Below are 22,934 nucleotides of genomic sequence, written 5' to 3'. Positions count from 1 at the left end.
CCTGCACTAGCGCTATTATGCCGAGCTAAACCATCCATAAATAAGCCAAACAAGCCACCATTAGCAAACGTCCCAAGCACTCTGGTTCACTCAAGTGACTTCGTTCTAGCCGAAACCCTCGACTTTTGCTATCAGAAAAGTTGGGGAGGATACTTTTTACAAATTATTATAAATATTCATGGCTTTAGCAATTCCCTGTGCCAACCATGTTTCGATAGCTTCAGCAGCCTTTTTCAACGCATCGGTAATTATAGGAACCTGTTCCGCCGAGAAATCATTCAGAACATAATCGTGCGGTTTACCGTAGTGGGGTCGCCCGATACCTATGCGCATGCGCTGAATTTCCTGAGTACCAAACACTTCAAAGATATTCTTCAAACCGTTTTGTCCGCCGCTACTTCCATTGGTACGCAATCGGATTTTCCCGGTAGGTAGGTCAAGGTCATCCGATATAGCCAGCAAATCCTCACGTGGATTTATCTTGTAGAAGTTCGCAAGCTGTAGCACGCTGGTTCCACTCAGATTCATGTAAGTTTGAGGTTTTGCCAGCACCACCTCTTGCCCCCCGATACTGGTTTTAGTCCAAATAGCATGCATACTCTTTTTATCAAATCTAATACTATGCTGCACAGCAAAAAAATCGAGGCATTGAAAGCCTACATTATGACGGTTCTTTTCATATTGAAAGCCGGGATTGCCCAGCCCTACTACCAGTTTCATGCTTTGTACGCTTCCAAATAAATTTCAAGGGTTTCTTGAGCCGCTTTGCGCCACGAAAAGCGGGCTGCCTGCGCTATGCCTTTTTCCAGTGTTTCTCGCCTACGTATCTCGCGATTTTGCCACAATTCCAGCAAGGCATCTTTCCAAACAAGCGGTTCTTGGGGCGGTAAAATTACACCTGCTGCCCCTACCACTTCGGGCAAACTACTGGTATCTGCCACCAGCACCGGAGTGCCGCAAGCCAATGCTTCGAGGGGCGGTAACCCAAAGCCTTCATACAGGCTAGGCATTACCAGACAAGCTGCCCTATTATACAACCACAAAAGCTCTTCGGTCGATACGCCTCCCAACCAGATGAGTTTGTCGCCAAGTCCTAAATCCAACGCCTCATGATAAATGTCGCGGAATAGCCAACCTTCGCGCCCTGCCAATACTAAGCGAGGCGCACTTCCCCCCAATTGGTCGACCATGCCCCGGTACGCTTGTAACAAGGTGGGCAGATTTTTGCGCGGTTCGATGGTACTCACAAATAGGATAAATTGTTCATCCTCACGCACACCTTTATTTCGCAGCTTTTCCGCTACAATATGCGCCCCATACTTTCCGAGTTTTGCCAGTTCGGGAGGGGTAAGAGGACGATGCAACGGATTGGCAGCCTCATACACTACTTGCACCTTTTCAGGCGAGGCTTTCAGGTAAGCTATTACATCCTTTGCAGTACTTTGCGATACGGCAATGATGCGCTGTGCGCTGCGGGCGGCACGCTCGATCTGACCATAATAACGGGCGCTTTCTTCGGTTAGCAAGTGCGGGAATTGCTTAAATGCGAGGTCGTGGATAGTGATGACAGAAGCGGCACGTGTAGGGAGAATTCCATACCAAACCGGACGGAATAAAGGCGGAATAAAATCCGGACTATGCAAAACTTGAGGGCTACCCAACGCGATTTCAAAAGGTAGCGCATATTGCTCGTAGCGGTGGTGCGGTGGTGTCCATAACTTCTGCGAGTGCATTTCGAAGCCGAGCCATTGCTGTGGTGTAGATTTCTCCTTGCGGCTCTGGTACACAGTCAAACGAAATCGAGGGTCGCGCAATTGTGCCATTTCCCTTAGCAAGTTCAGAATATATTGTCCGATACCTGCCTGACGGTAAAAAACCATGCGGGCATCGAAACCGACATTCAGAGGCTTAGCTGGATTGAGTACCGCCATCCTCAAGCCTTTCTGCTGCACTTGAGCGATCCAAGATTTTGATTTTCTTGTCTTGTTCGTAATTCAGCCCGTTATACAAGGCGGTTTCGGCTTTAGCCAGTTCCGCACCCAAATAAGCGGCATGCTCCATCTGCGAGAGTAGCTTCTCGGCAATTACAGTGTGGTACAGCACATCGGCAGCACGCCCCCGAATAACATGAGTCAAACGTTTATCGGTGGTATAACGTTCCAACGCGAGTTCATGCCGTTCCCAGTCTATATGGATAAAGAAATAGCCGGATGGGTCAAATTCAAGCCATTGGCGGCGGTGCGCTTGCATAGTGATATAGTTGTTCTCATTATCAGGACGCTCGAAAACTCCCTGTGGGGCATAAGGTGGAGTGTTAAGTGCAAAATATTCGGCAAGTACCTTGTCTACCTTCTTCGGGTTTACTTCGTTAATCAGGTCAATCAGCTTGAATTGATTGCGGAAAGTCTCAAGCATTTCGGGCGTCAGGTTATTAAGTTCTGCCATCGCGCCGCTCGCCCCGATGATTTTGCCATGCTCATCCAAACCATTCTCGAATACTTTTATAGTTGCTTCGCCTACCTTGAAAACAGGAGACTCGCGCCCACACAGCACCAGATAACGCAAGCGGGGGTTTGAAACCACATTGATAATCATGCGCTCAATCCCCAGATTTGGGGTATAAACTCGCCCGATGATGGCAGCATAATGCGGATTCAGTTGGTCAATTAGTGCGGTGCTACTGAGCGTACAAACTGCCACCGCGCTTTCGGCATTGCCAATCACAAAGCGACCCGGCGAGGGGGGCCAGTCCACCACACGCCCCACACTGCGCCGCCACATGATTCCGCTTTTCTCGCGTGTCTTCCAGTATATGTCTGATATTTTACTCATAGTTTATTTCAATAACTCCAACATCTGTCGCCAACTCTCCCCTTCCAATTTGTTATAACCCAATTGTGACCAGCTATATATTAGCACTCCCAGCAGCGCTATAGGGGCGAAATAGCGCACGATTTTTGCCTCTAGCAACCACGCATATGGCACTACCAATACAAATGGAAAAGCCGGAAGAGAGTAGCGCAAAACATCATCATGTAACATAAACAAGGTTGGCACGAAAAATATAAAGCCAAGCCAAAACAGGTCGTATAGCTTGCGCCGCCAAAGTAGCGCTAAACCTGCCGCTTCGATTATATAATAATAAAAATTTCCTTCGCTGCGTGTGGCACTGACAGCCAACGAGAGTAAAGGCACCGGGAAAACATGCTTCACATCTTCCGGGATTTTTATATAAGCAAAGAAGTCGCCATAACGCACGGCGTACAAACTGAAAACCGCCACCAATGCCAGTGGCATCAGGGTTAATCCTGCCACCGCCCTCCAGTTTATCGCCGCAATATAGCCTGAGATTCGTGCCATTGTAGTTTTAGCTTGTGCCATTTTAAATCCAATACGGGCTTCCCACAAGAGATATAGCCCATAGCCGCCTAGCATAAAAATACCATTGGCGCGAGTCACCACCAAACCTGCGCCCCACAGCCCTGCCAACCACCATTGTTGCTTTTTAAAAGCATAGAAAGACAGCACAATGAACATCAATGCCATGCCTTCACTAGCTCCCACGCTATGGTATAGCAACCAGCGCAACGGCAAGAAAAGGAACAATACCGACAACCACAACGGTTTGGTAGAATAGCCGAAATCTTTTAGCAAGCGATAGAGAACCACCCCAAAAATAAGGGTCGCCACAAAGTTTATTATAAACATCGGGGCGATATAGCCCAATAACGGCGCAAGCACCCGAATGAGCAACACATAACCGGGGAAATGTGCCGACCAATAAATGTTGGAATATTTGGAGAAACCGGGCAACGCCAGCATAGAATCGTGCGGGTCGTAGAATGTTTTAGCGGCTAACAAATAGCCTGGACCATCCCAATAACGCGCCAACACATCCCAGCCACCGTCATTAACCAGCAACACACCGTAAAACAAGAACATTAACCCAGTATTGGCAACAATTATCACCACTGTAGCAGCAGCAGTAGGATAACGTGCTTGCCAAGCAAGCCAAGGAGTTTTCAAAACAGGGTACAACGCTAATGTGTACCCATCTTTGTTTATAATTGGTGCAGCTATCACACTCCAAACCAAGCCAAACATTGTTAGATACAGCGCTGAACCAGTTAGAAGCCAGAACGCCACCGCATTAAATTCACCGCTAAAACCTGCTGCCAGCGTCCGCTCTGTAAGCATTAAGCCGATGACCGACAATGCCAACCCCCCTACCAACGCAACTAAACCTGATAGCGGGGTTCTAAACCTACCGGGCAACAGGCTTAAAACTGCCAAGAGCGTCAGCAAGCCAGTAGCTATTGCCGATAAATAAGCCGAATCCGATAAGAAAGGTTGCCATTGGCGGGAAAAATCGAGGGTAGCGGCGGAAATTTGCGCGTCACCTGTGAAGCTCAATACCAGAAAAGGCCCGCCTTCGCTATCCAACCGAACGGGCGTAAAATAGAGTTGGTATTCTTTAAAAGCGGGAGTCGAGGGCAAAGCGGCAAGTGGTTGCCCGTTTGCCTGAACCTGCACCGGATCGCCTTGAAAAACCAGCTTCAAGCTAACCTGATGATAGCTGAAAGCGGCAAGACGAATTGTGGCGGGAGTATCACTTGCAATTCGCTGGAAGGTCTTTCCACTTGACTCGTCAATTTGCAAGGCAGAAAAGCTGGTGCGTTGCACAGACACAAATTGGTTTAAACCTTGCAAATTACTTTTGGAACTATTACTACCGAGCAAAGATACTTCCAGTTCCGGGGGCACAGTAGAAAGAATCAGCAGAGCCACAAACGCCAACAACAACATCCCTAGTGTTGCCAATCGGAAAATTAGTCCGCTAGATTGTTTAGTGTGGTTGTGCTGAGCGTCCTCCGTCATTTTACGGAATTAGCCCAACGCCTGTTCGAGATCGTGCAGCAAATCTTCGGTAGATTCAATACCCACCGAAAGTCGAACCAACGCCGGGTTCATTTCAATGGGGCTACCTGCTAGACTCGCATGGGTCATTGCGCCGGGATATTCAATCAAGGATTCCACTCCACCGAGGCTTTCCGCCAGCGTAAAGATTTTGGTACGCGCTACGATGGCACGCGCTTCCGCTTCTCCGCCCTTCGTGATAAAAGAGAGCATTCCGCCAAAACCGTTCATTTGCTTTTTCGCCAGTTCGTGCTGCGGATGGCTCGGCAAACCGGGATACATTACTTGCTCAACTTTGGGATGCTGTTCAAGAAAATGACCAATCGCCAGCGCATTTTCCTGATGCGCTCGCATGCGTATTGGCAGAGTTTTGATGCCGCGCATAATCAGCCAACTATCGAAGGGACCCGGCACTGCGCCTGCCGCATTCTGGAAAAAGGCGATGCGGTCACGTAGTTCTTTATCACGCATCACCAGCAAACCGCCTACCGCATCGCTATGCCCGCCCAGATACTTGGTGCTACTGTGCAAGACCACATCTGCGCCAAACTCCAAGGGGCGTTGCAAATAGGGCGAGGCGAAAGTATTATCTACTACCAACAACGAACCGGCGTTATGCGCCATCTCCGCCACCGAAGCAATGTCGATTACCTTCAACCAAGGGTTGGTGGGCGTTTCCAGCCACACCAGTTTAGTGGTAGTACGCATCTTCCCGGCAGCGCGTTCAAGGTCTGTCAGATCGGCAAGGTCGAACTGGATACCATATTGGCTCAAGACCTTTGCAAACAAGCGATAAGTGCCACCGTAAACATCATCACTGAGCAGCACATGGTCGCCAGAACGCAAACTAAGCAATAGAGTTGTCTCTGCGCCTAGCCCACTGGCAAAGGCAAGGGCATGCGCGTTTTCGCCGCCTTCCAACGAAGCAACGCACAGTTCCAGTGCGGTACGAGTAGGGTTATGAGTACGCGAATATTCGTAGCCCTTATGCTTGCCTACTTCCTCCTGTGCATAGGTAGAAGTCTGGTAAATTGGAACAGATACCGCTCCGGTTTGGGGGTCGGCGGGTTGCCCGGCATGAATAGCACGAGTTTCAAATCCAGCTTTATTATAATCGCCCTTCATCTTTATAATTCTACTTTCTTACTGAAATTTATCTGATTCTTTCCAAACTCGCCCTATTTTACCATAGCCCACACGGTAATCATAAAAACAGGTTGCATCGAAGCACAACCATCTATTCCAAGTAATTGAAAACTGAATTGGGAATACTATAGTGAGTCCGGTCACACCTTTATATTATTTATGCTGTTGTCTTCACCATAGCTTAGAATACGCCCTAAAAGACCAGACCGCGGAGACCGTTGTTAACCTACAACGGTTCCGTGAACGTCTGTAAACGCCGAGCTATGCTATGTTGGCCTTTTCAATTTCACTATCTTCCTCTTCCTCAAAATCACCTTCCTCAACTTCTCCTTCGATAGATAGGTTAGGTAATACTTTATCCAACCAGCCCGGTATCCACCAGGACGCTTTACCTAGAAGTGTCATTATTGCAGGTACCAATGTCATCCGGACGATAAAGGCATCCACAAAAATACCCACTGCTAGGCTAACACCAAACAGTTTGATATTGGTGTCGGCGCTACCGGCAAAACCACCGAATACGGCAACCATAATTGCGGCAGCTGCCGTAACCACTTTCGCGCCTAAACTAAATCCGGAAGTCACTGCACGTCTAGCGTCGCGGGTCTTAGAATAAACTTCGTGCATACTTGAAACCAAGAAAAACTCATAATCCATTGCCAAACCAAATAAAATACCGGTGCCGATGATTGGTATAAAGCTGATAATAGGTCCCGGAGAAGCAAGACCGAACCAACCCCATTGGAAAACAGCTACCGTAGAGCCAAACATAGCCATTACTGATAACAGGAACCCTAACGTAGCTTTGAGTGGTACAAGGATTGAACGGAACGCAATCATCAGCAACACCAGTGAAAGCCCTACCACTACAAGCAGATAGATCGGTAACGCATCTGACAGTTTATTACTGATATCGTCCTGCAGGGCGGTATAACCTGTAACTCCCAGCTTTACCGTAGGGTTACCACTGGCAGCAGCCTGATTGTTACGAATATAAGTGATTAAATCCGAGGTCTTCCGGTCAGAAGGCGCACTATCCGGTATAATCTGAATAAGACCGCTACTACCATCGGCAGTTACAATAGCCGGGGTCGCCATTTTTACGTTAGCGATTTTACCTAGCTGGGTCGCGATTTTAGAGAGCTGTGCCAGACTTGCATACTGAGCTATCTGCGCTTCAAGCTTGGCTTGGGCAGCTTGTTCCTGCTTTTTGCCTTCTGTTTGCGCTGCTGCTATATCTTGCTGTAGTTTAGCTTGTAATTCTGGTGTAGTAGCCTCGGCAGCCTGCTTATCAAATTGTGCTTTTTGAGCTTGGCTAGCAGCATCCACTTGCTTCTGGTACTCAGTAGTCACGGTACTTCGCACAGCAGCACGGTCAGTTTCTGTTACCGGAGGGACATTTTCTACCAGAACGACCAAGGGCGCATTGTAACCCACACCAAAGGCGTTTGCTAACAGGTCGTAAGCCTTTCGCTGAGTGGTAGAAGGAGCAGCATACTGGTCATTGGGAAGACCCAAGGTGAGGTCAGTCACCGGGAAAGCCAGCAACCCAACTAAAATTACGCTAAAACCGATAGCTAGGATTGGATGTCTGGTAATTTTCTCGCCCCACTTGTACCAGAAGGTATGGTGACTGATGGTATGATGGCTTTCTATTCCTCTTTCCTGGGCAGCAGCTATTTTCTTGGCGGTCTTACCACCAAATATTTTTGTGCCGGCAATGCCGAGAACGGCAGGAGTCAGGGTTACGGAAAGCAGAGCGGCTACCGCAATAGAGGCGGCTCCTGCCAGACCCATAGTGGTCATAAAGGGTATATTGACCACACTCAAAGCCGCAAGGGCGATAATAACCGTACTAGCGGCAAAAATCACCGCGTTACCGGCGGTGCCGATAGCGCGCCCGGCGGCTGTATTATAGCTGTAACCTTCCATTAAGAGAGTGCGGTATTTTGAAATGATAAAAAGCGAGTAGTCGATACCAACAGCCAACCCAAGCATCGAACCCAGCGCCGGAGTGGTAGCGCTAATATCAAAGACCTGGCTGAGTGAAAAAAGCCCGGCTATGCTTATCGCCACGCCTGTTATTGCAATCAACAGTGGCATACCGGCTGAGACGGTAGCGCCAAAGGTCATAATCAGAACCACTAGGGCTATAACCAGTCCGATTATTTCGGACAGTCCAAATAATTCTTCGGGTTGTTGACTGATAAGATTTCCGGCTCGCTCGACTTCTAGCTCAGGAGAGTTGAGGCTATTTGTAATACCGGCAATTCCTGCGAGGGTAGCCTTATCTATTTGACCGGTGCCCTTTTCAAACTGCACTATGGCATAGGCAGTTTTACCGTCAGCAGACATCGCCAATGGGTTAACAAAGGGGCTGACCACGCTCACCACTCCAGATACTCCTTTAACCTTGGAAAGAGCGGGATCAATCACATTCTGAAATGTGCTTACCGGTTTACTAGTAGTGTGAAAGACAATCTGACCGGAACCGTTACCTGTGCCAGGAAGCAACTGACCCACACGATCAATCGTAACCTGAGCCTGTGTACCTGGAATGGAAATAGCGCTGGAGGGCGGTTTGTAGAGAGTAGCAGCCCCGGCTCCTACTATTCCTAATACCAATATCCAAAATCCAACCACCCACCATTTCTTTCTAAACAAGAAAGAACCTGACTTATCTAAAAAATTACCCAATTGTTTTCTCCTTAGAACTGGATTTACTAAAACTTTTATCAAAAACATTCGTGCATTGGCAAACAAAATCTGGCTCGGTCTTTTCCCTAGCCTAGATCTTTTCAAACACCATTGTTTTTAGGGAGTTTATTAAGTGTTAAACCTACTCGTAGGTAGGCTAAAAAGTCAAAAAAGGAAAACTAGTTTTAAGAACTGGGAGATACAGGTACTAGCAGACCAGTCATCCAAAGATTAAATATCTTATCGATCAGTACCTCTAGTTCAAAAGTATTTGCATTGTGTCCAAGTTCAGGAAATAGTTCTCTGACCGTAACCATATTTTCAACTTGGTCAAAGATAGCAAAAAAGCTGTGCATCGCGATTTCTAGCTCTACCTCCCGGATTTCACCTTTTTCCATCCCTTCCTTAAAGACTTGTGCAAGCAAATCGAAGACTTTCTCATAACTTTGCTTAACCGCTGTTTTAACCTCTTCGCTTAGCTGCCAAAGTTCGTACAGAAAAGTCCGTTTGTTTTCAGTCATGGAGTAGTAAGGCGCACTACCCAGAATATTTCTAAGTCGGCTGCGTGTATCGCGACCAGTCCGAATTGCATTTTCCCACGCGGTAATAAGTTCATCAGTCAGAATGTTTAAAGTTTCTACCAGTAATTGCTCCTTTCCACCGGGGAAATGGTAGTAAAGGGTGGGTCGTTTAAGACCAAGTACCTCAGCAATTTTATCCATACTGAGCTGGTTGTAACCACCCATTTGATAAAGATGCTGGGCTTCCTTGATAATACGTTTTCTGGTATCGTTTGTCCTTAAATCTATTTTGGTTACCATATTTGTCACTTACCATCTCATCTGGCAGGTTCTAAGTTAATCTACCTACATGTCAGTAGAGGATTATAGCAGCGTTTTTCACCTAAGTCAACAGATGGTTGCCTGTCTGGCTGTACTCAAATCTGCTGCTTGATCCGTTTCTTTTGTATGTGCTAGTTCGCCAATGGTATCAGCCCTGCTGCCAGTTTTAACAATAGTTGCAACAGCTTTAGGCAAGCACTATAATCAGCAATCAGGCAAGCTATTATTCAAATCTGCGAGCGGTTGGTTCTCGCGCCCTGCCAATATTAGGAGACCAGATGTATAACCCCCTGCTTGAACGTCTTGAGAAAGGTCCTATCCTGTGTGATGGTGGGATGGGCAGCCTCATTTTTGCACGTGGTGTTCCATACCAGCAATGTTATGAGGAATTGAACGTTACCCAATCTGATTTCATTCAGCAAATTCACCGTGATTATATTGCGGCGGGCGCTGAAATTATCGAAACCAATACCTTCGGTGGCAACCGCTATCGTCTTGCTCGGCACAATCTGGAAAATCGAGTGCGCGAATTAAACTTAAAAGGCGCGAAAATCGCTAAAGAAGCTCGCGATATTTCGGGCGAAAATGTGATGGTAGCAGGCTCAATTGGACCCTTGGGGCAGGTGTCGGGAGCGGGCGGCGGTCTCACTTCTGAGCAAATTCAGGAAGCTTTCTGCGAACAAATCGAAGCGCTTATGGAAGGTGGCGTAGATTTACTTATTTTCGAAACCTTCTATGATTTTACTGAAATGAAACTAGCGCTTGAGATTGCGCGTAAGCTCACCAATATGCCTATAGTGGCGCAAATGACCTTCATTGAAGATGGCACTACTTTTTCGGGAAATACCCCCGCGCAGGTAGTGCAAATGCTGAGAGAGGGTGGCGCAGATGTGGTGGGAGTCAATTGCCATATCGGACCGCAAGGCACGCTTTCAGTGCTAGAGCAAATGGTCACTTCTGCCCCTGAATTTCATAATTTCTCAGCCCAACCAAATGCAGGTGCACCTATCCGAGCAGAAGGACGCATGCTCTATCAGGCTACTCCCGAATATTTCGCCAGATTGGTGCCTGAATTTCTAGGTTTAGGTGTGAAAATACTGGGCGGGTGCTGTGGTACTACCCCAGAACACATCACCGCAATGCGCCATGCTATCGACTCGCTGTTGCCTGAACAAGTTAAGAAATTTGCACCCGGTAGTTCTGGTGAGTATATTTTCAGCCCTCCCCACCATGACCCCGGTCCCGACAATCAAGAGCAAACAACCGGAGGCGCGCTGCAACGCACTCTGGATAAATCCACCAACTGTGAGCCAACCGAACTTGCCCGAAAACTAGCTTCCAAAGAATTCGTGGTAAGTGTGGAATTACTTCCGCCTAAAGGAATTAACCCTACCCGGATGCTTCAAGCGGCTTCGCGCATGGCAGAACTGGGCGCAGATGTAGTTAATATCACCGATAGCGCGATGGCGAAAGTGCGCATGGGTAGTATGACTTGTGCAATCCTCATCAAGCAATCGGTAGGTATTGAGACCATAATTCACTATACCAGCCGCGACCGCAATTTGATGGCTTTACAGAGCGACTTGCTGGGTGCGCACGCCAACGGCATTCGTAACGTACTAGCGCTTACCGGCGACCCGCCGCGCTTAGGCGATTATCCCGGAGCAAGCGGAATTTGGGATGTGGACTCAATTGGGCTGGTTGCGATGATGAATCGCTTTAATCAGGGCGCTGATTGGAACGGAACCAGCATCGGTACGCCTGCCAATTTCAATATCGGCTGCGCCTTTGAACCTACTGCCCATGATGTAGAGGTGCATATCGAACGATTACGCAAGAAAATTGAAGCGGGTGCACACTTTATCATGACCCAACCAGTTTTTGATGTAGAAATTTTGCGAGAAACTCTAGGTAGGCTAGGCAACATCAAATTACCCATCATCGCAGGTATAATGCTACTTCATAATTATAAGCTGGCAGAATATATACATAATGAAGTACCCGGCATCGTCATTCCAAAGAGTGTCTTGGAACGTATGCGGGACGCCGGTGATAAAGCCTCGTTAGAAGGGCTAAAGATTGCCGCAGAACTGATCGAACAAATGGGCAGCATGGTGCAGGGTGTGTACTTGATGCCACATGGAAAATACGATGCCAGCGCCGAACTTGTCAGGATGCTCAAGGGATAAGGAGAAGCCGTTATGAAAAAGTGGCAATATAAGGTAGCATGTTATACTTATGTTGATAGTAGCGCGACTTGGCTTTCGGTATTTGACAAAGTAGAAGGGCAGACTATAGAAGAGTTAATCGCCCCTCTTGGTGAAGAAGGTTGGGAATTGATCAGCGTAACGGCGGAACTAGCAGTACCTATGGATATACCCACGCCCATACCTTCTTATATTCCGGCTAGAAACAGCGGCGGCGGTATCCTAGACAAAATTCGCGGTGTAGCGGGTGATAACTCTGGCGGCACACAACTAATGCTGTCGAGTAGCGGTGGGTTTGATGTGAAAGCCTATCGTGCCTTCTTCAAACGAAAAAAACCGGGGGTTTTCTAATATCGGTTTTAGCTATAGATCACGAACTTCGCTCTAAACTAACTGCATAAATATGAACGAGGAGATAACAAGAATATGATTGAATTATCAACTTGCCTCCTCGCTGCATACCTACAAAACCTTTGCGGCTTAACCCAGTTTTCTGGATTAACTGAATCGCAGGCAGCGAGAAACACCTCAAAACTTGGCGTTAACTGTTATCAAAGTTACATGAGCAGGCGTGAAGTAATGTATAATAGCATAAGCAAAATTATATGCTCGTAATACTATTTTATACTGGTACGAGGTGATCGATGGATATACAGGTGCCTTCAAACATTTATGTCGGCAGGAATACGGTGCGTGTACACCTGGCGGATTTTCTACAAATAGCCGCTGACCGTAATCTCCTTTCCTCCGACGAACAGATACTGGCTGTTTTCGATTGCATAATCATGGATGAGGTAGGCGGGCGTCTAGGAGGTTTTACCCTCCATGATTACGCAATTTTGACCAATCAGAATCTCATTATGTGGGCGCGTGGGCGATCCAAAGATTCAATCGATAAATGTATCTGGCCGAATATTGTAATCGAAAGATTCGGGCGGCGTAACGTAATTGAAGGTGTGCTAAAGTTCTCTTACCGCGTTCCCATATCGGCAAATAAACGCCGCATCTCCTTGCGCGCCAAACCGGAAGATGGAGACAAAGCAAAGAATAAAGCCAAAAACGATAACGAGCCAACCGGAAGTGCGATTGTAATCTTCTTGGATTTGATACCGCTTGAAGATGTACAAATTTGCCAGAAGATGATGAACTTGCTAATCAAAAATCCTCCTGAGAATAATATTGTAGAGGAATTTTTCACCACTTTTAAGGCTGAAATAGATGAATCTACCGCTCGCTTAACTTCAGTTCCGGTATCTATGCGCCCCATGTATGTACAACAGCCAAATGGCGTTTACATTGAAGCCGGTGAACTTGAGGAAGAGCGCTTGCTACTCAGCATGGAAACAAAGCAAACTCCTCCGGCAAGCCCTTATCGGGGTGTAGCCACTATGAAGCGGGGCTATGCCTCCCCTTACCAGCTTGGAAATAGCAACCAAGGTAATGCTAGTTCAAATTCAAACCGCTCTCTCAATTCAAGATCATCCGGAACAAGCGGTATGGCAGGTTACACTAGCAAGAGCAAATTGGATGCCTACGAACAGGGTAGTAGACCGGTTGAGCGAAAAAACAACCCAGCGCCAACCCCAACCCAACCAACCTATAATTCAAAATCGGTGGATAAGGTGGATAAACCGACGATTCCGTCACCATATCAGAACCAGAACAATTATATTCCGCCCGTTACTAGCCGAGCCTTAGCTGCTAACGAGAGTATAATTCCCCCACCACCACCTGTCCCTCCTATTAGAGAGATTCCGAATATCTATAGTGTCAGCCGTCTTGCCCATGGCTTATTTGAAGGTCGGCAAAACTTTAGCAAGAGTATTGCGGATGTCAGCCAGACTGCTGCAATACTTGCCAGCATACCCGGCTTAATAGCAGGTGATGAAAGTACGAAGCATTCTTCGTTGATGCAACTACGGGGAATCTTTGAAGGTGGTTATCTAGATAAAAACCCCTTGCTAGGCAAAGCGATTATGCCATTAATGCAACCCCTTCTTAGCAAATATATGCCTATGGGTATGATGGGTGGCGGCGGTGGAGCAAGCTCAACAGAACCGGCTCAAAAAAGGAATCGACTTACAATCCGGGGAACAGCCGAGGGAGAAAAAACTGAGTCCGGCGCACGTCCTAATGTGCCTTTCAAAAACCGTCAAGCTGAATCCGATTCGGTGGATGAACTTATGCCGAATATAACACAAGCTTTGCTTGAGGAATTGCCTTTGATTGGGGAAATTGCAGGCACAGACGAACTGGAAAACCTTCCGGAAGTTCCTGTTGAAAAGTCTGCGCCAGAACAACCCAAACGAATTAAACTCGGCAAGCAAGCTACCGTTGCTACCGAGCCTCAACTGATTCCAGAACCTTTGATTCTGGAAACGGTTGCACAAGAGCCGGAAATAGCTGCTGAAATTCCCAGCCCAGAACAACCCAAACGCATCAAATTAGTCAAGGAAGTTCCTGTTTCCCCCGAACCTGAAGTAGTTCCAGAACGTACAATTGTGGAGATTTCGATTCCTGAATTCGAATTACCGCCTGAGCTTGCCAATCCTGCCCAACCAAAACGTATTAAGTTAGGCAAAAAGTAAGCCGTACGGTCATAATATTGAAATTAAATCCGGCTTATCAAGGGACAAGCCGGATTTTTGTTGGTTCAATTACAAGCGCATCTTGTAATGGAGAAAATCCAATTCTTCATTGTACCAAAATTAAAGTTGATAATTGGTAACAGTACAACCAGTCACAATTGAGAAGGCTGGTAGACTACTTTTATTACACCTAAGCTCAGCTTATATAATAGTTTTGAACAAAGAAGAGCTTAGACTACAGCAAAGTACTCAAAAGCTAATAGACTGATGGTAACGGGAGAACCGAGGTCTCGACTTACGGCTTCATAACTGGATAGCAGTGGAGAAGACCGACTTGCAAAGACTGTTCCCCGACCATTAGCGCTAGTAGCGGCAATTAGGCTTGTTACAGCGCAGTTATGCGACTGGCTATCCGCGATAAGCTTACGCACGCGCTGAATGGTTGGGTGTCCCGTAAGTTCAATAGTGTATTGTGTAGCAGCCCTTTTAGCTGGACTAAGGTGCAAAAAATGATTACTCCTCCATCTGAAACCCCAAAGCAAGCCTCAATAGGTCGGCTGTTTGCCGTGGGTATTGATGTAGGTTGTGAGAAGTGTAGTATAAGTGTACTTCGCCCTGACAAAACAGTAGTCATCAAGCCTCTCGAATTTACTAATGACGCGCAAGGTTATGCTTTTGTGCTGACTAAGCTCGAAAGTTTAGGGGTAATACCAGCTCAAATCACCATCGGCTTGGAAGCGACTGGACGTTACTGGGAAAACTTGTATCACTATCTAGCCAGATTGGGTTATAATTTAATTCTTTTACATCCGGTCCAAACCCATCAGTTCGCACAACGTCGTGGTTTACGGGCTAAAACTGATGCCTTGGATGCTGGAACGATTGCCAGGGTAGTCCTAAGCGATGAGGCTCGACCAGCTTATGTGCCAGGTGATTTGGTGGCGACCTATCGCGAATTAGTTCGGCTTCATTCCAACCTAGCCGATGAAATTGGTCGCTATCGAAATGAAATTCACGCCTTACTTTTTGTTATATTTCCAGAATATACTCAGGTCTTTGCTGACCCCTGCCGCCCCACTGCCCTGTCCTTATATCCTAGCCGTCAAGCAATTGCAGAAGTTCCTATAGGAATTCTAAGTGCTAAACTCATTGAATTAAGTAACGGTCATTATGGTTTGAAAACCGCTGAACGGCTACTTACATTGAGTAAAAAATCTGCCAGTAGTGGGCTTGCCAGTAATGCCCGTGCCCAGGGCTTAGTGATTTTGTGCGACCAATTGCTACATACCCAGGCTAACCTTGAGATTTTAGAAAGTGAAATTGCTCAACTACTGCAAAAAGATGAAGCAGCCAAGAAGTTGGCTGAAATCCCCGAATTTGGACCAAAAACCATCGCAGGGTTACGGGCAGAGCTAGGCGAAGTTGGACGTTTTACCAATTGTAATCAGGTGGTGGCCTACGCTGGGCTAGATTTAACCGTGAAGGAAAGCGGAAAATGGAAAGGCAAGGTGAAACTTTCCAAGCGTGGCAGTGGTCGGTTGCGGCGCCTGTTATACATGGCGGCATTAGTCAGTTTGCGTCTTAAAGTATCTGCCTTTGGGGACTATTACCGCGAATTAAGGAAGCGTGGCATGAATGGGCGCAGTGCATTGATGGCGGTTATGCGTAAGATGTTAATCACAGCTTACTCTTTGTTAAAGAACGACAGCACCTTCGACCCGAAAAAAGTCTGGATCGGTGCTAAGTTTGTGGCCAAAGAGTTACCATTGGTTGCTCAGGTGGCTTGACAAACTACGATGGCTTCTTCGCACAATTTTACAAATCAAAATAAACGCGGATTGCTCAGGAAGCCACCTCGATCGCCTGTGATTTCATCAAAAGATGGAATATCGAAGTGACGGACTTATGGGGTTATTTCATTTTGAAACATGCCCCTCGCAGCCTATCTGTACTCGACCGACTGTCCTTTGCCGCTTGTCATTAACTTATTAATGCACAAAGCCGAGCCTAGGGGGTAGTAGCACATGTAAGATTATACGCTCAACTAATTAATGGGACATGATTCTGATAAGCTCGTAAATCTCAGCGTCTACTTCTTTCACACGCCCAACTACCTCGCTGAGCGGAGTCTCGCACAATCTTCCCTGCACTAACCCGCACATTACCCCACTTTTACCACTCAACAAGGTCTGAACTGCTCTTGCCCCTAGACGAGTAGCAATGATGCGGTCGAATGCGCTAGGCGAGCCACCTCTCTGTACATGCCCCAGAATAGTTAGACGAGTTTCGTAGTAATCCATTATCTCTTTAGTAAGGTAGTGGGCGATTTCATCAGATTTTAAGCTAGAGCCTTCCGCCACCACTATAATCGCATGGCTTCTGCCAAAGGTACGAGACTGGCGAAGCATTTGAGATACTTCCTCCAGTGTAGGGGTTCTATCCGGCGTTATAACCACATCCGCGCCGCCATTCAGGGAAGCCATCAACGCCAAGTATCCACAATTTCTTCCCATCACTTCGATGATAAAGGCACGATGATGACTGCTGGCGGTATCACGAATTTTATCGAGCGCCTCCATTATGGTATTAAGACAGGTATCAACCCCGATTGCCATATCAGTTCCCACCAAATCATTATCAATCGAAGCTGGCAAGCCCACTACCGGCATACCAAGCTTTTCAAGTTCAAGCGCGCCGGTCAGGCTACCGTTTCCCCCGATAATTATCATCCCGTCTATACCGGCTTCGCGCAGAATATTCACAGCATCCGCTCTGCCTGCCGAGTCCATAAAACGATTTGAACGGCTGGAACCGAGAATAGTTCCACCTTTATCGATAATATTGGCAACACTCCGCGAATTCATTTTGACAAAGTTATGGGTAAAAATCCCGTTATATCCTCGCCGGATACCTATTACATCCCAACCACTGGCAACTGCCGTACGTACCACAGCGCGAACTGCGGCGTTCATACCGGGCGAATCTCCCCCACTGGTCAGAACCCCTAGCCGTTTCTGGTTAGGTGTCGCCATTCGTCCATTCCTCCTCAGGCTATTTAATTTGCTTTTTCTCGGATTAGATCACCACAACATCGAGGTGTTTATTTGACATTCCCAGTCATATTATGAGTTCGATTATATAGGATATTTGAAATTTTTCTACTTTGTGAATTAGATTATTATCATATTGACTTTTTAATATAGAAAAATAGAAATGCAAGTATGTGGTTTTTTAGAAAAGAAAGTTTGTTTTTAGGTGTGTTTTTCTAGACATATATTCCTATAAATCTTATAATGTTCAGGATGCCAATTGCGCCGGGGGCTGCCTATTGTCAGTCACCGAATTTTTTTGGGGCATTATTTACAGAAAGTGAGACTATCTTATGTCGAGAGTGCTTGACCTTGAAATAACCTGCCCCGAGTGTGGTACAGTTTTCCAAGCAAGCGGTCATACGGTTATTGACTCCGCAGACGAAGCCGATGCTGAAGCATTTTGGGCGTTGAAAGAAGGCAGTATTAATATTGCACATTGTCCCAAGTGCAGCGCTTCGGGTTTTATACCTGTACCGCTTGTTTTGCATGAGTCGGAGCGTGAAATGGTGCTGGCATTCGTTCCAAATGCTGAAGAAATGGACGAAGAAACGATCGGCTCAATGATCGGTCCTATTCTTGAAGGTTTCCTGTCAAGTGTACCGGAAGAAAAACAAGCTGATTATATGTTCGAGCCAATCGTAACCGACGATCCGATGGCTTTGGTTATGGCAGCACGTGGCGAAAGCCTTGAAGATTATGAGTACGACGAAGAGGATGATGACGAGGATGACGAAGAGGGTGATGAACTAACCGAAGAGGAAATGCGCGAGATTCAAGCACGCCAAGCGTTGTTACAGGATCTGCTACAAGTTCCAGTTGCGGATAGCCTCAGCCGAATAACTATGCTGCGAAACAACCAAACGATTGTTGACGATATGCTCGTACAGTTGATTGGAATAGTAACAGAGCAGGCGCGTGCTATCCAACCGGACGCTCTTCAATCCTTGAATAAAATAATGAATGAAATTGAAGTCTTTATGGCTTCAAACTAAGACTCAAAAACGGCGTTACTCTATTGGGTAGCGCCGTTTTTGTTACCAGTATTTAAGAGGAACTAACCCAGTTTTTGTAGCCCACCCATATATGGCTGTAATGCCACCGGAAGGCGGATTGAACCGTCTGCCTGCTGATGATTCTCCAAGAACGGAACCATGATACGCGGTGTTGCCAGCGCAGTATTATTTAGAGTATGGGCGAAACGTACCTTGCCATCCTCACCCCGATAGCGCAGATTAGTTCGGCGGGCTTGCCAATCGTGCAGAGACGAGCAGCTATGCGTTTCTCGATATTTGCCCTCACTTGGTACCCATGAATTGATGTCATTCATCCGAAATTTGCCCAGTCCCATATCTCCGGTGCAACATTCTACAACTTGATAGGGCAGTTCCAGCGATTGCAAAATCTCTTCTGATGTATTGAGCAATTTTTTGTGCCATGCTGCCGACTCTTCGGGGTCATTTTTGCAAAGCACATACTGCTCTACCTTGTTAAATTGGTGAACACGGATAAGACCGCGAACATCACGCCCACTACTACCCGCTTCACGCCTGAAACAAGCAGAAAAGCCACCGTAGAGGATGGGCAAATCACTTTCGCTTAGAATTTCATCCTTGTGTAAGCTATTTAGCACTACCTCAGATGTACCAGCCAGGTAAATGTCATCTTCAGGCACGAAATAGACTTGATCGCGAGCTTTAGGGAACATGCCCTGACCCATGAAAGTGTATTCACGTGCCATCGAAGGGACACTGGCTAAAGTAAAACCCTTCGACATCATTTTCTCAAGGGCAAATCGCAACAAGGCAAACTCAAGTAACACCGCCTCATTCCGTAGCGAATAACTTCGGCTACCGGATATAGTGGCGATGCGCTCAAAATCAGCCCATTTGTGATTTTCTAGAATCTGCACATGGTCGAGTGGTTGAAAATCGAAGTGGCGCGGTTCTCCCCAGCTTTTGATAACTACATTATCATCTTCGCTTTCACCGATGGGCGCAAACTCTGCCGGTATATTAGGTACTTCCAGCATCAATGCCCCTAAACGATCACGCGCTTCTTGTAGTTGTGGAGTTAGCGTCGTGATTTCAGCGTTGATGTCGCGACCACGCTCCTTTAAAGCTTCTCTCTCTTCAGGAGTGGCTTTACCGAATTTTTTAGCGTTGGCGTTGGACTCGGTGTTCAACGCCATTATTTTCTTTTCAAGATCAAGCGAGTAACGATCAGCTTCTAGTAATTCATCCAGATTTAAATCGACGTGCTTAACCTCAATAGCCCTACGAACTACCTCTGGATTTTCCCTTATTAATTTTAGGTCGAGCATTACACCCTTTCTTCAATGGGGATATAGTGCTGATTGATCGGCCCGTTGTAATGCGCACGCGGACGGATCAGACGATTGTCAGCATATTGTTCGAAACAATGGGCAATCCACCCCGAGATACGGCTACAAGCAAATACTGGAGTAAAGGCTTCAATCGGAATGCCAAGCACATAGTAAAGGCTGGCGGAATAGAAGTCAACATTGGGTAACAAGCCTTTTTCGTTCGAAACATAATCATCAATGATGGCAGACATTTCAAACCAGCGTGTCTCACCCTTAAGTTTACCCAGCTCCTCGCTCATTTTACGCAGATGCTTGGCGCGAGGGTCACCATTCTTATAAACACGATGACCGAAGCCCATTATCTTTTCCTTATGAGCAATTGCATCCTTAATCCACTGTTGGGCTTTACTCACATCGTCAATTTTTAGCAGCATCTTCATAACTGCTTCATTTGCACCGCCATGCAAGGGACCCTTCAAAGTACCAATTGCGCTTACAATGGCGCTGTAAATATCGGAGAGAGTAGATACAGTGCCGCGTGCCGAAAAGGTGCTGGCGTTCAACTCATGGTCGGCGTGTAGAACCAGTGCAGTATCAATAGCGCGGATGGCAATTCGGTCAGGCGCTACCCCATCAAGCATATACACGAAATTTCCGGCGATACTTAAATCTTTGCGAGGCTTGATCGGCTCTAGACCATTTTTAACCCGCTCAATAGCAGTAACAATAATCGGGAAAGCAGCCGTCATTCGAATAGCTTTCCGCAAATTTGCTTCGGAATCATCCGGCTTTGCGGCGGTATCTGGATCGTAATGCCCCAGCACCGAAACAGCCGAGCGCAACCCGTCCATTGGAATAATATCTTTGGGGAAACTCTTTATAAGTTGATATACCGGTTCGGGTAATTCTGAATTTTCACGTAGTCGACTATCTAAGTCAGCTAATTCCGCGCGATTGGGCAGTTTGCCAAACCACAGTAGGTAAACTACTTCTTCAAACGTAGCTTTTTCTGCCAACTCATCAATTTCAATGCCACGGTAGGTAAGGGTGCTGCCAATTATCGAACTTATAGAGCTTTCTAGAGCAACAACACCCTCTAGACCTTTTTCGACTTTCCCCTCTTCAGCTTTGGGGTCTCCGGCTGCCTCAACTTTTTCAACCGACATTGGCTTTTTCCTTCCTCTAAGTATGAGCTAAAATGCTTAGAACAATACTCCTCAAGAGGGTATTCTTCATTGAATTTAAGTCCAAATATTTTTATTAAGGTCTAATTAACTTGTTATTTACTTTATATTCATTATAACCTATACCCATTACCGATTCAATTCAATATGTTTTTCTTTGCGACTTCCAAAAGGCTATAAACAATAGTGTTTCATTATGGATTGAATTAGCCTTTGCAATAATTCGTTAGATTTCCGTAATGTTTGTAGCCTGATTAGTTGCCAAAATACCCTGCTTCTGCTACTCTCTGATAATAGAATTAGCATAGAAAAATTAGCTTAGAGGGGTAATCAGGCAAACAGGAAGGGCTTTGAAGATGCCAGAAAATCCAAGTCGTGGTCGTGCTCTTATCAGTGTATCAGATAAATCCGGTATAGTTGAGTTTGCTAGAGGGCTGGTAGATGCTGGCTTCGAAATATATTCTACTGGCGGAACCAAGAATGTACTATCTGATTCAGAAGTAGAAGTTCATTCAATAACCGAATTAACCAACTTTCCTGAAATTCTAGAAGGTCGGGTTAAAACGCTACACCCCGGTATTCACGGCGGTATCCTCGCAAAGCGCGACAAAGCGGAACACCTCTCTGATCTTTCTGAACATCACATCTCCCTGATCGATTTGGTCGTGGTAAACCTTTACCCCTTCTCCTCGACCGTAGCCAAAGCCGAAACTACGCTTGACATTGCTTTGGAAGATATTGACATTGGTGGGGTTGCCTTATTACGTGCTGCCGCTAAAAACTTCCAAAATGTGCTGGTAGTGGTAAGCCCAGACGATTACAAAGAAGTGATAACCGCGCTGGCTGCTCCGCCGCAAGAGGGAATTGCCGATAATGATTTTCGCCAGAAGCTTGCTGCCAAAGCCTTCCAGCATACGGCTTCTTACGATACCTATATTGCCCAATATTTGCGTACTAAAACGGAACACTTCCCAGAGCGTATGACCGTCGCTCTCGAAAAAGTGCAGGATTTGCGCTATGGGGAAAATCCACACCAAATAGCGGCTTTTTATGGATGGCGCAGTAGCGGAGATCAGAAGTTTACCAGCATCGCTACCGCCAAACAATTACAGGGCAAAGAGTTATCCTATAATAATATTCTCGATGCGGACGCGGCACTTGCCATTGTACGCGATTTTTCCGCTCCCACCGTTACTGTGGTTAAGCATAGTAACCCATGCGGATTAGCCAGCAATTCCAATCTGCAAGTCGCTTATGAACTAGCTTTGGCAGGCGATGCCATCTCAGCGTATGGGGGCATTATCGGTGTAAATCGCACCATAACCGCCGAACTAGCCACATCTATCTCATCGTCCTTTTTTGAAGTGGTAGTTGCGCCGAGTTTTACACCGGAAGCGCTTGAAGTCTTCAAGAAACGCAAAAACTTGCGCCTTCTGGAAACAGGCGACTTAAGCGTAGGTTCAGATCAAATAGTAATGAACCTAGAATTACGTCCGGTGTTGGGTGGTTTCCTAGCCCAAACCCGTGATGTGCTAGCCGAACGCGATATTCCAATGCAGGTTATGACCGGGCGCGAACCAACTTTGGAAGAAATAACCAACCTGCAATTTGCATGGCGAGCGGTCAAACACGTCAAATCTAATGCTATCGTGCTGGCTAAGAACCATTCCATCGTAGGGATGGGAGCAGGGCAGCCCAGTCGAGTAGATTCGGTTAAAATTGCGCTTTCAAAAGCAGGTTCTCGCGCCAGTGGCTGTGTACTTGCCAGCGATGCCTATTTCCCTAAGGTAGATGGCGTAGAAACTGCCGTGAATGGTGGGGTTACAGCTATTATACAACCGGGTGGTTCAATCAGTGATCAGGATGTAATCGAAGTAGCACAAAAGCATAACATTACAATGGTATTTACCGGACGACGACATTTTAAACACTAGAAAA

General features: G+C 46.6%; 16 protein-coding genes. 6 read left to right on the top strand and 10 right to left on the bottom strand.

All coding sequences use genetic code 11. The features are described from left to right. Positions 1-156: 156 nt before the first annotated feature. The 7 genes from pth to OZ401_RS19305 all read right to left on the bottom strand — a co-directional run bounded on the left by pth (position 157) and on the right by OZ401_RS19305 (position 9,581). A complete protein-coding gene (gene pth / locus OZ401_RS19335; RefSeq protein WP_341470158.1) occupies positions 157-720 on the bottom strand; it encodes an aminoacyl-tRNA hydrolase in 564 nt (187 codons plus the stop codon). Then, entirely contained in the window at positions 717-1,931 is a 1,215-nt protein-coding gene (locus OZ401_RS19330; RefSeq protein WP_341470157.1) for a glycosyltransferase family 4 protein, read from the bottom strand. Before OZ401_RS19330 ends, pth begins: the two co-directional genes overlap by 4 nt. Continuing rightward, on the bottom strand, positions 1,909-2,832 hold the full coding sequence (locus OZ401_RS19325) for a DUF4346 domain-containing protein (protein ID WP_341470156.1): 924 nt from the start codon (positions 2,830-2,832) through the stop codon (positions 1,909-1,911). The genes OZ401_RS19330 and OZ401_RS19325 overlap by 23 nt, the downstream gene beginning before the upstream one ends. Before the next feature lie 3 nt (positions 2,833-2,835). Beyond that, positions 2,836-4,878, bottom strand: coding sequence for a hypothetical protein (locus OZ401_RS19320; RefSeq protein ID WP_341470155.1), 2,043 nt, complete (start codon positions 4,876-4,878; stop codon positions 2,836-2,838). Between the two features lie 9 nt (positions 4,879-4,887). After that, entirely contained in the window at positions 4,888-6,042 is a 1,155-nt protein-coding gene (locus OZ401_RS19315; protein ID WP_341470154.1) for a cystathionine gamma-synthase, read from the bottom strand. Positions 6,043-6,324: 282 nt separating this feature from the next. Then, positions 6,325-8,760, bottom strand: a complete 2,436-nt coding sequence (locus tag OZ401_RS19310) for an MMPL family transporter (RefSeq protein ID WP_341470153.1) — start codon at positions 8,758-8,760, stop codon at positions 6,325-6,327. 185 nt (positions 8,761-8,945) lie between these two features. Continuing rightward, positions 8,946-9,581, bottom strand: a complete 636-nt coding sequence (locus OZ401_RS19305) for a TetR/AcrR family transcriptional regulator (RefSeq protein ID WP_341470152.1) — start codon at positions 9,579-9,581, stop codon at positions 8,946-8,948. A gap of 299 nt (positions 9,582-9,880) precedes the next feature. On the opposite strand from OZ401_RS19305, the gene OZ401_RS19300 reads away from it, so the two are divergent. The 4 genes from OZ401_RS19300 to OZ401_RS19285 all read left to right on the top strand — a co-directional run bounded on the left by OZ401_RS19300 (position 9,881) and on the right by OZ401_RS19285 (position 16,184). Continuing rightward, positions 9,881-11,791: a bifunctional homocysteine S-methyltransferase/methylenetetrahydrofolate reductase gene (locus OZ401_RS19300; protein ID WP_341470151.1), complete on the top strand. Its 1,911-nt coding sequence runs from the start codon at positions 9,881-9,883 to the stop codon at positions 11,789-11,791. A 12-nt stretch (positions 11,792-11,803) separates the two neighbouring features. After that, entirely contained in the window at positions 11,804-12,160 is a 357-nt protein-coding gene (locus OZ401_RS19295; RefSeq protein ID WP_341470150.1) for a hypothetical protein, read from the top strand. Positions 12,161-12,453: 293 nt separating this feature from the next. Beyond that, positions 12,454-14,397 carry a hypothetical protein gene (locus tag OZ401_RS19290; protein WP_341470149.1) on the top strand — a complete coding sequence of 648 codons (1,944 nt, stop codon included), beginning with the start codon at positions 12,454-12,456 and terminating at the stop codon, positions 14,395-14,397. Between the two features lie 398 nt (positions 14,398-14,795). Next, a complete protein-coding gene (locus tag OZ401_RS19285) occupies positions 14,796-16,184 on the top strand; it encodes an IS110 family RNA-guided transposase (protein ID WP_341470148.1) in 1,389 nt (462 codons plus the stop codon). A gap of 261 nt (positions 16,185-16,445) precedes the next feature. Here OZ401_RS19285 and pfkA read toward each other — a convergent pair whose 3' ends face one another. Beyond that, complete coding sequence (gene pfkA, locus OZ401_RS19280) at positions 16,446-17,429, bottom strand: 6-phosphofructokinase (RefSeq protein ID WP_341470147.1); 984 nt, start codon at positions 17,427-17,429, stop codon at positions 16,446-16,448. Between the two features lie 350 nt (positions 17,430-17,779). Between pfkA and OZ401_RS19275 the strand changes: the two genes are divergently transcribed. Further along, positions 17,780-18,481: a CpXC domain-containing protein gene (locus OZ401_RS19275; protein WP_341470146.1), complete on the top strand. Its 702-nt coding sequence runs from the start codon at positions 17,780-17,782 to the stop codon at positions 18,479-18,481. Between the two features lie 62 nt (positions 18,482-18,543). Here OZ401_RS19275 and serS read toward each other — a convergent pair whose 3' ends face one another. Both serS and OZ401_RS19265 read right to left on the bottom strand, forming a co-directional pair. Then, positions 18,544-19,809 (bottom strand): serine--tRNA ligase, encoded by a 1,266-nt coding sequence (gene serS / locus OZ401_RS19270; protein ID WP_341470145.1) that lies wholly within the window; start codon positions 19,807-19,809, stop codon positions 18,544-18,546. Further along, positions 19,809-20,978 carry a citrate/2-methylcitrate synthase gene (locus OZ401_RS19265; protein WP_341470144.1) on the bottom strand — a complete coding sequence of 390 codons (1,170 nt, stop codon included), beginning with the start codon at positions 20,976-20,978 and terminating at the stop codon, positions 19,809-19,811. Before OZ401_RS19265 ends, serS begins: the two co-directional genes overlap by 1 nt. Before the next feature lie 374 nt (positions 20,979-21,352). Here OZ401_RS19265 and purH point away from each other — a divergent pair, with 374 nt between their 5' ends. Continuing rightward, the gene (gene purH / locus OZ401_RS19260) at positions 21,353-22,930 is read left to right on the top strand and encodes a bifunctional phosphoribosylaminoimidazolecarboxamide formyltransferase/IMP cyclohydrolase (protein ID WP_341470143.1); all 1,578 of its coding nucleotides are present in this window, start codon (positions 21,353-21,355) and stop codon (positions 22,928-22,930) included. Positions 22,931-22,934: the final 4 nt, after the last annotated feature.

Origin of the sequence: Candidatus Chlorohelix allophototropha (genome assembly GCF_030389965.1) — a bacterium.
GTDB lineage: Bacteria > Chloroflexota > Chloroflexia > Chloroheliales > Chloroheliaceae > Chlorohelix > Chlorohelix allophototropha.
Note: the sequence above shows the minus strand (reverse complement) of the source record. Positions and strands in the feature narration are given on the sequence as shown.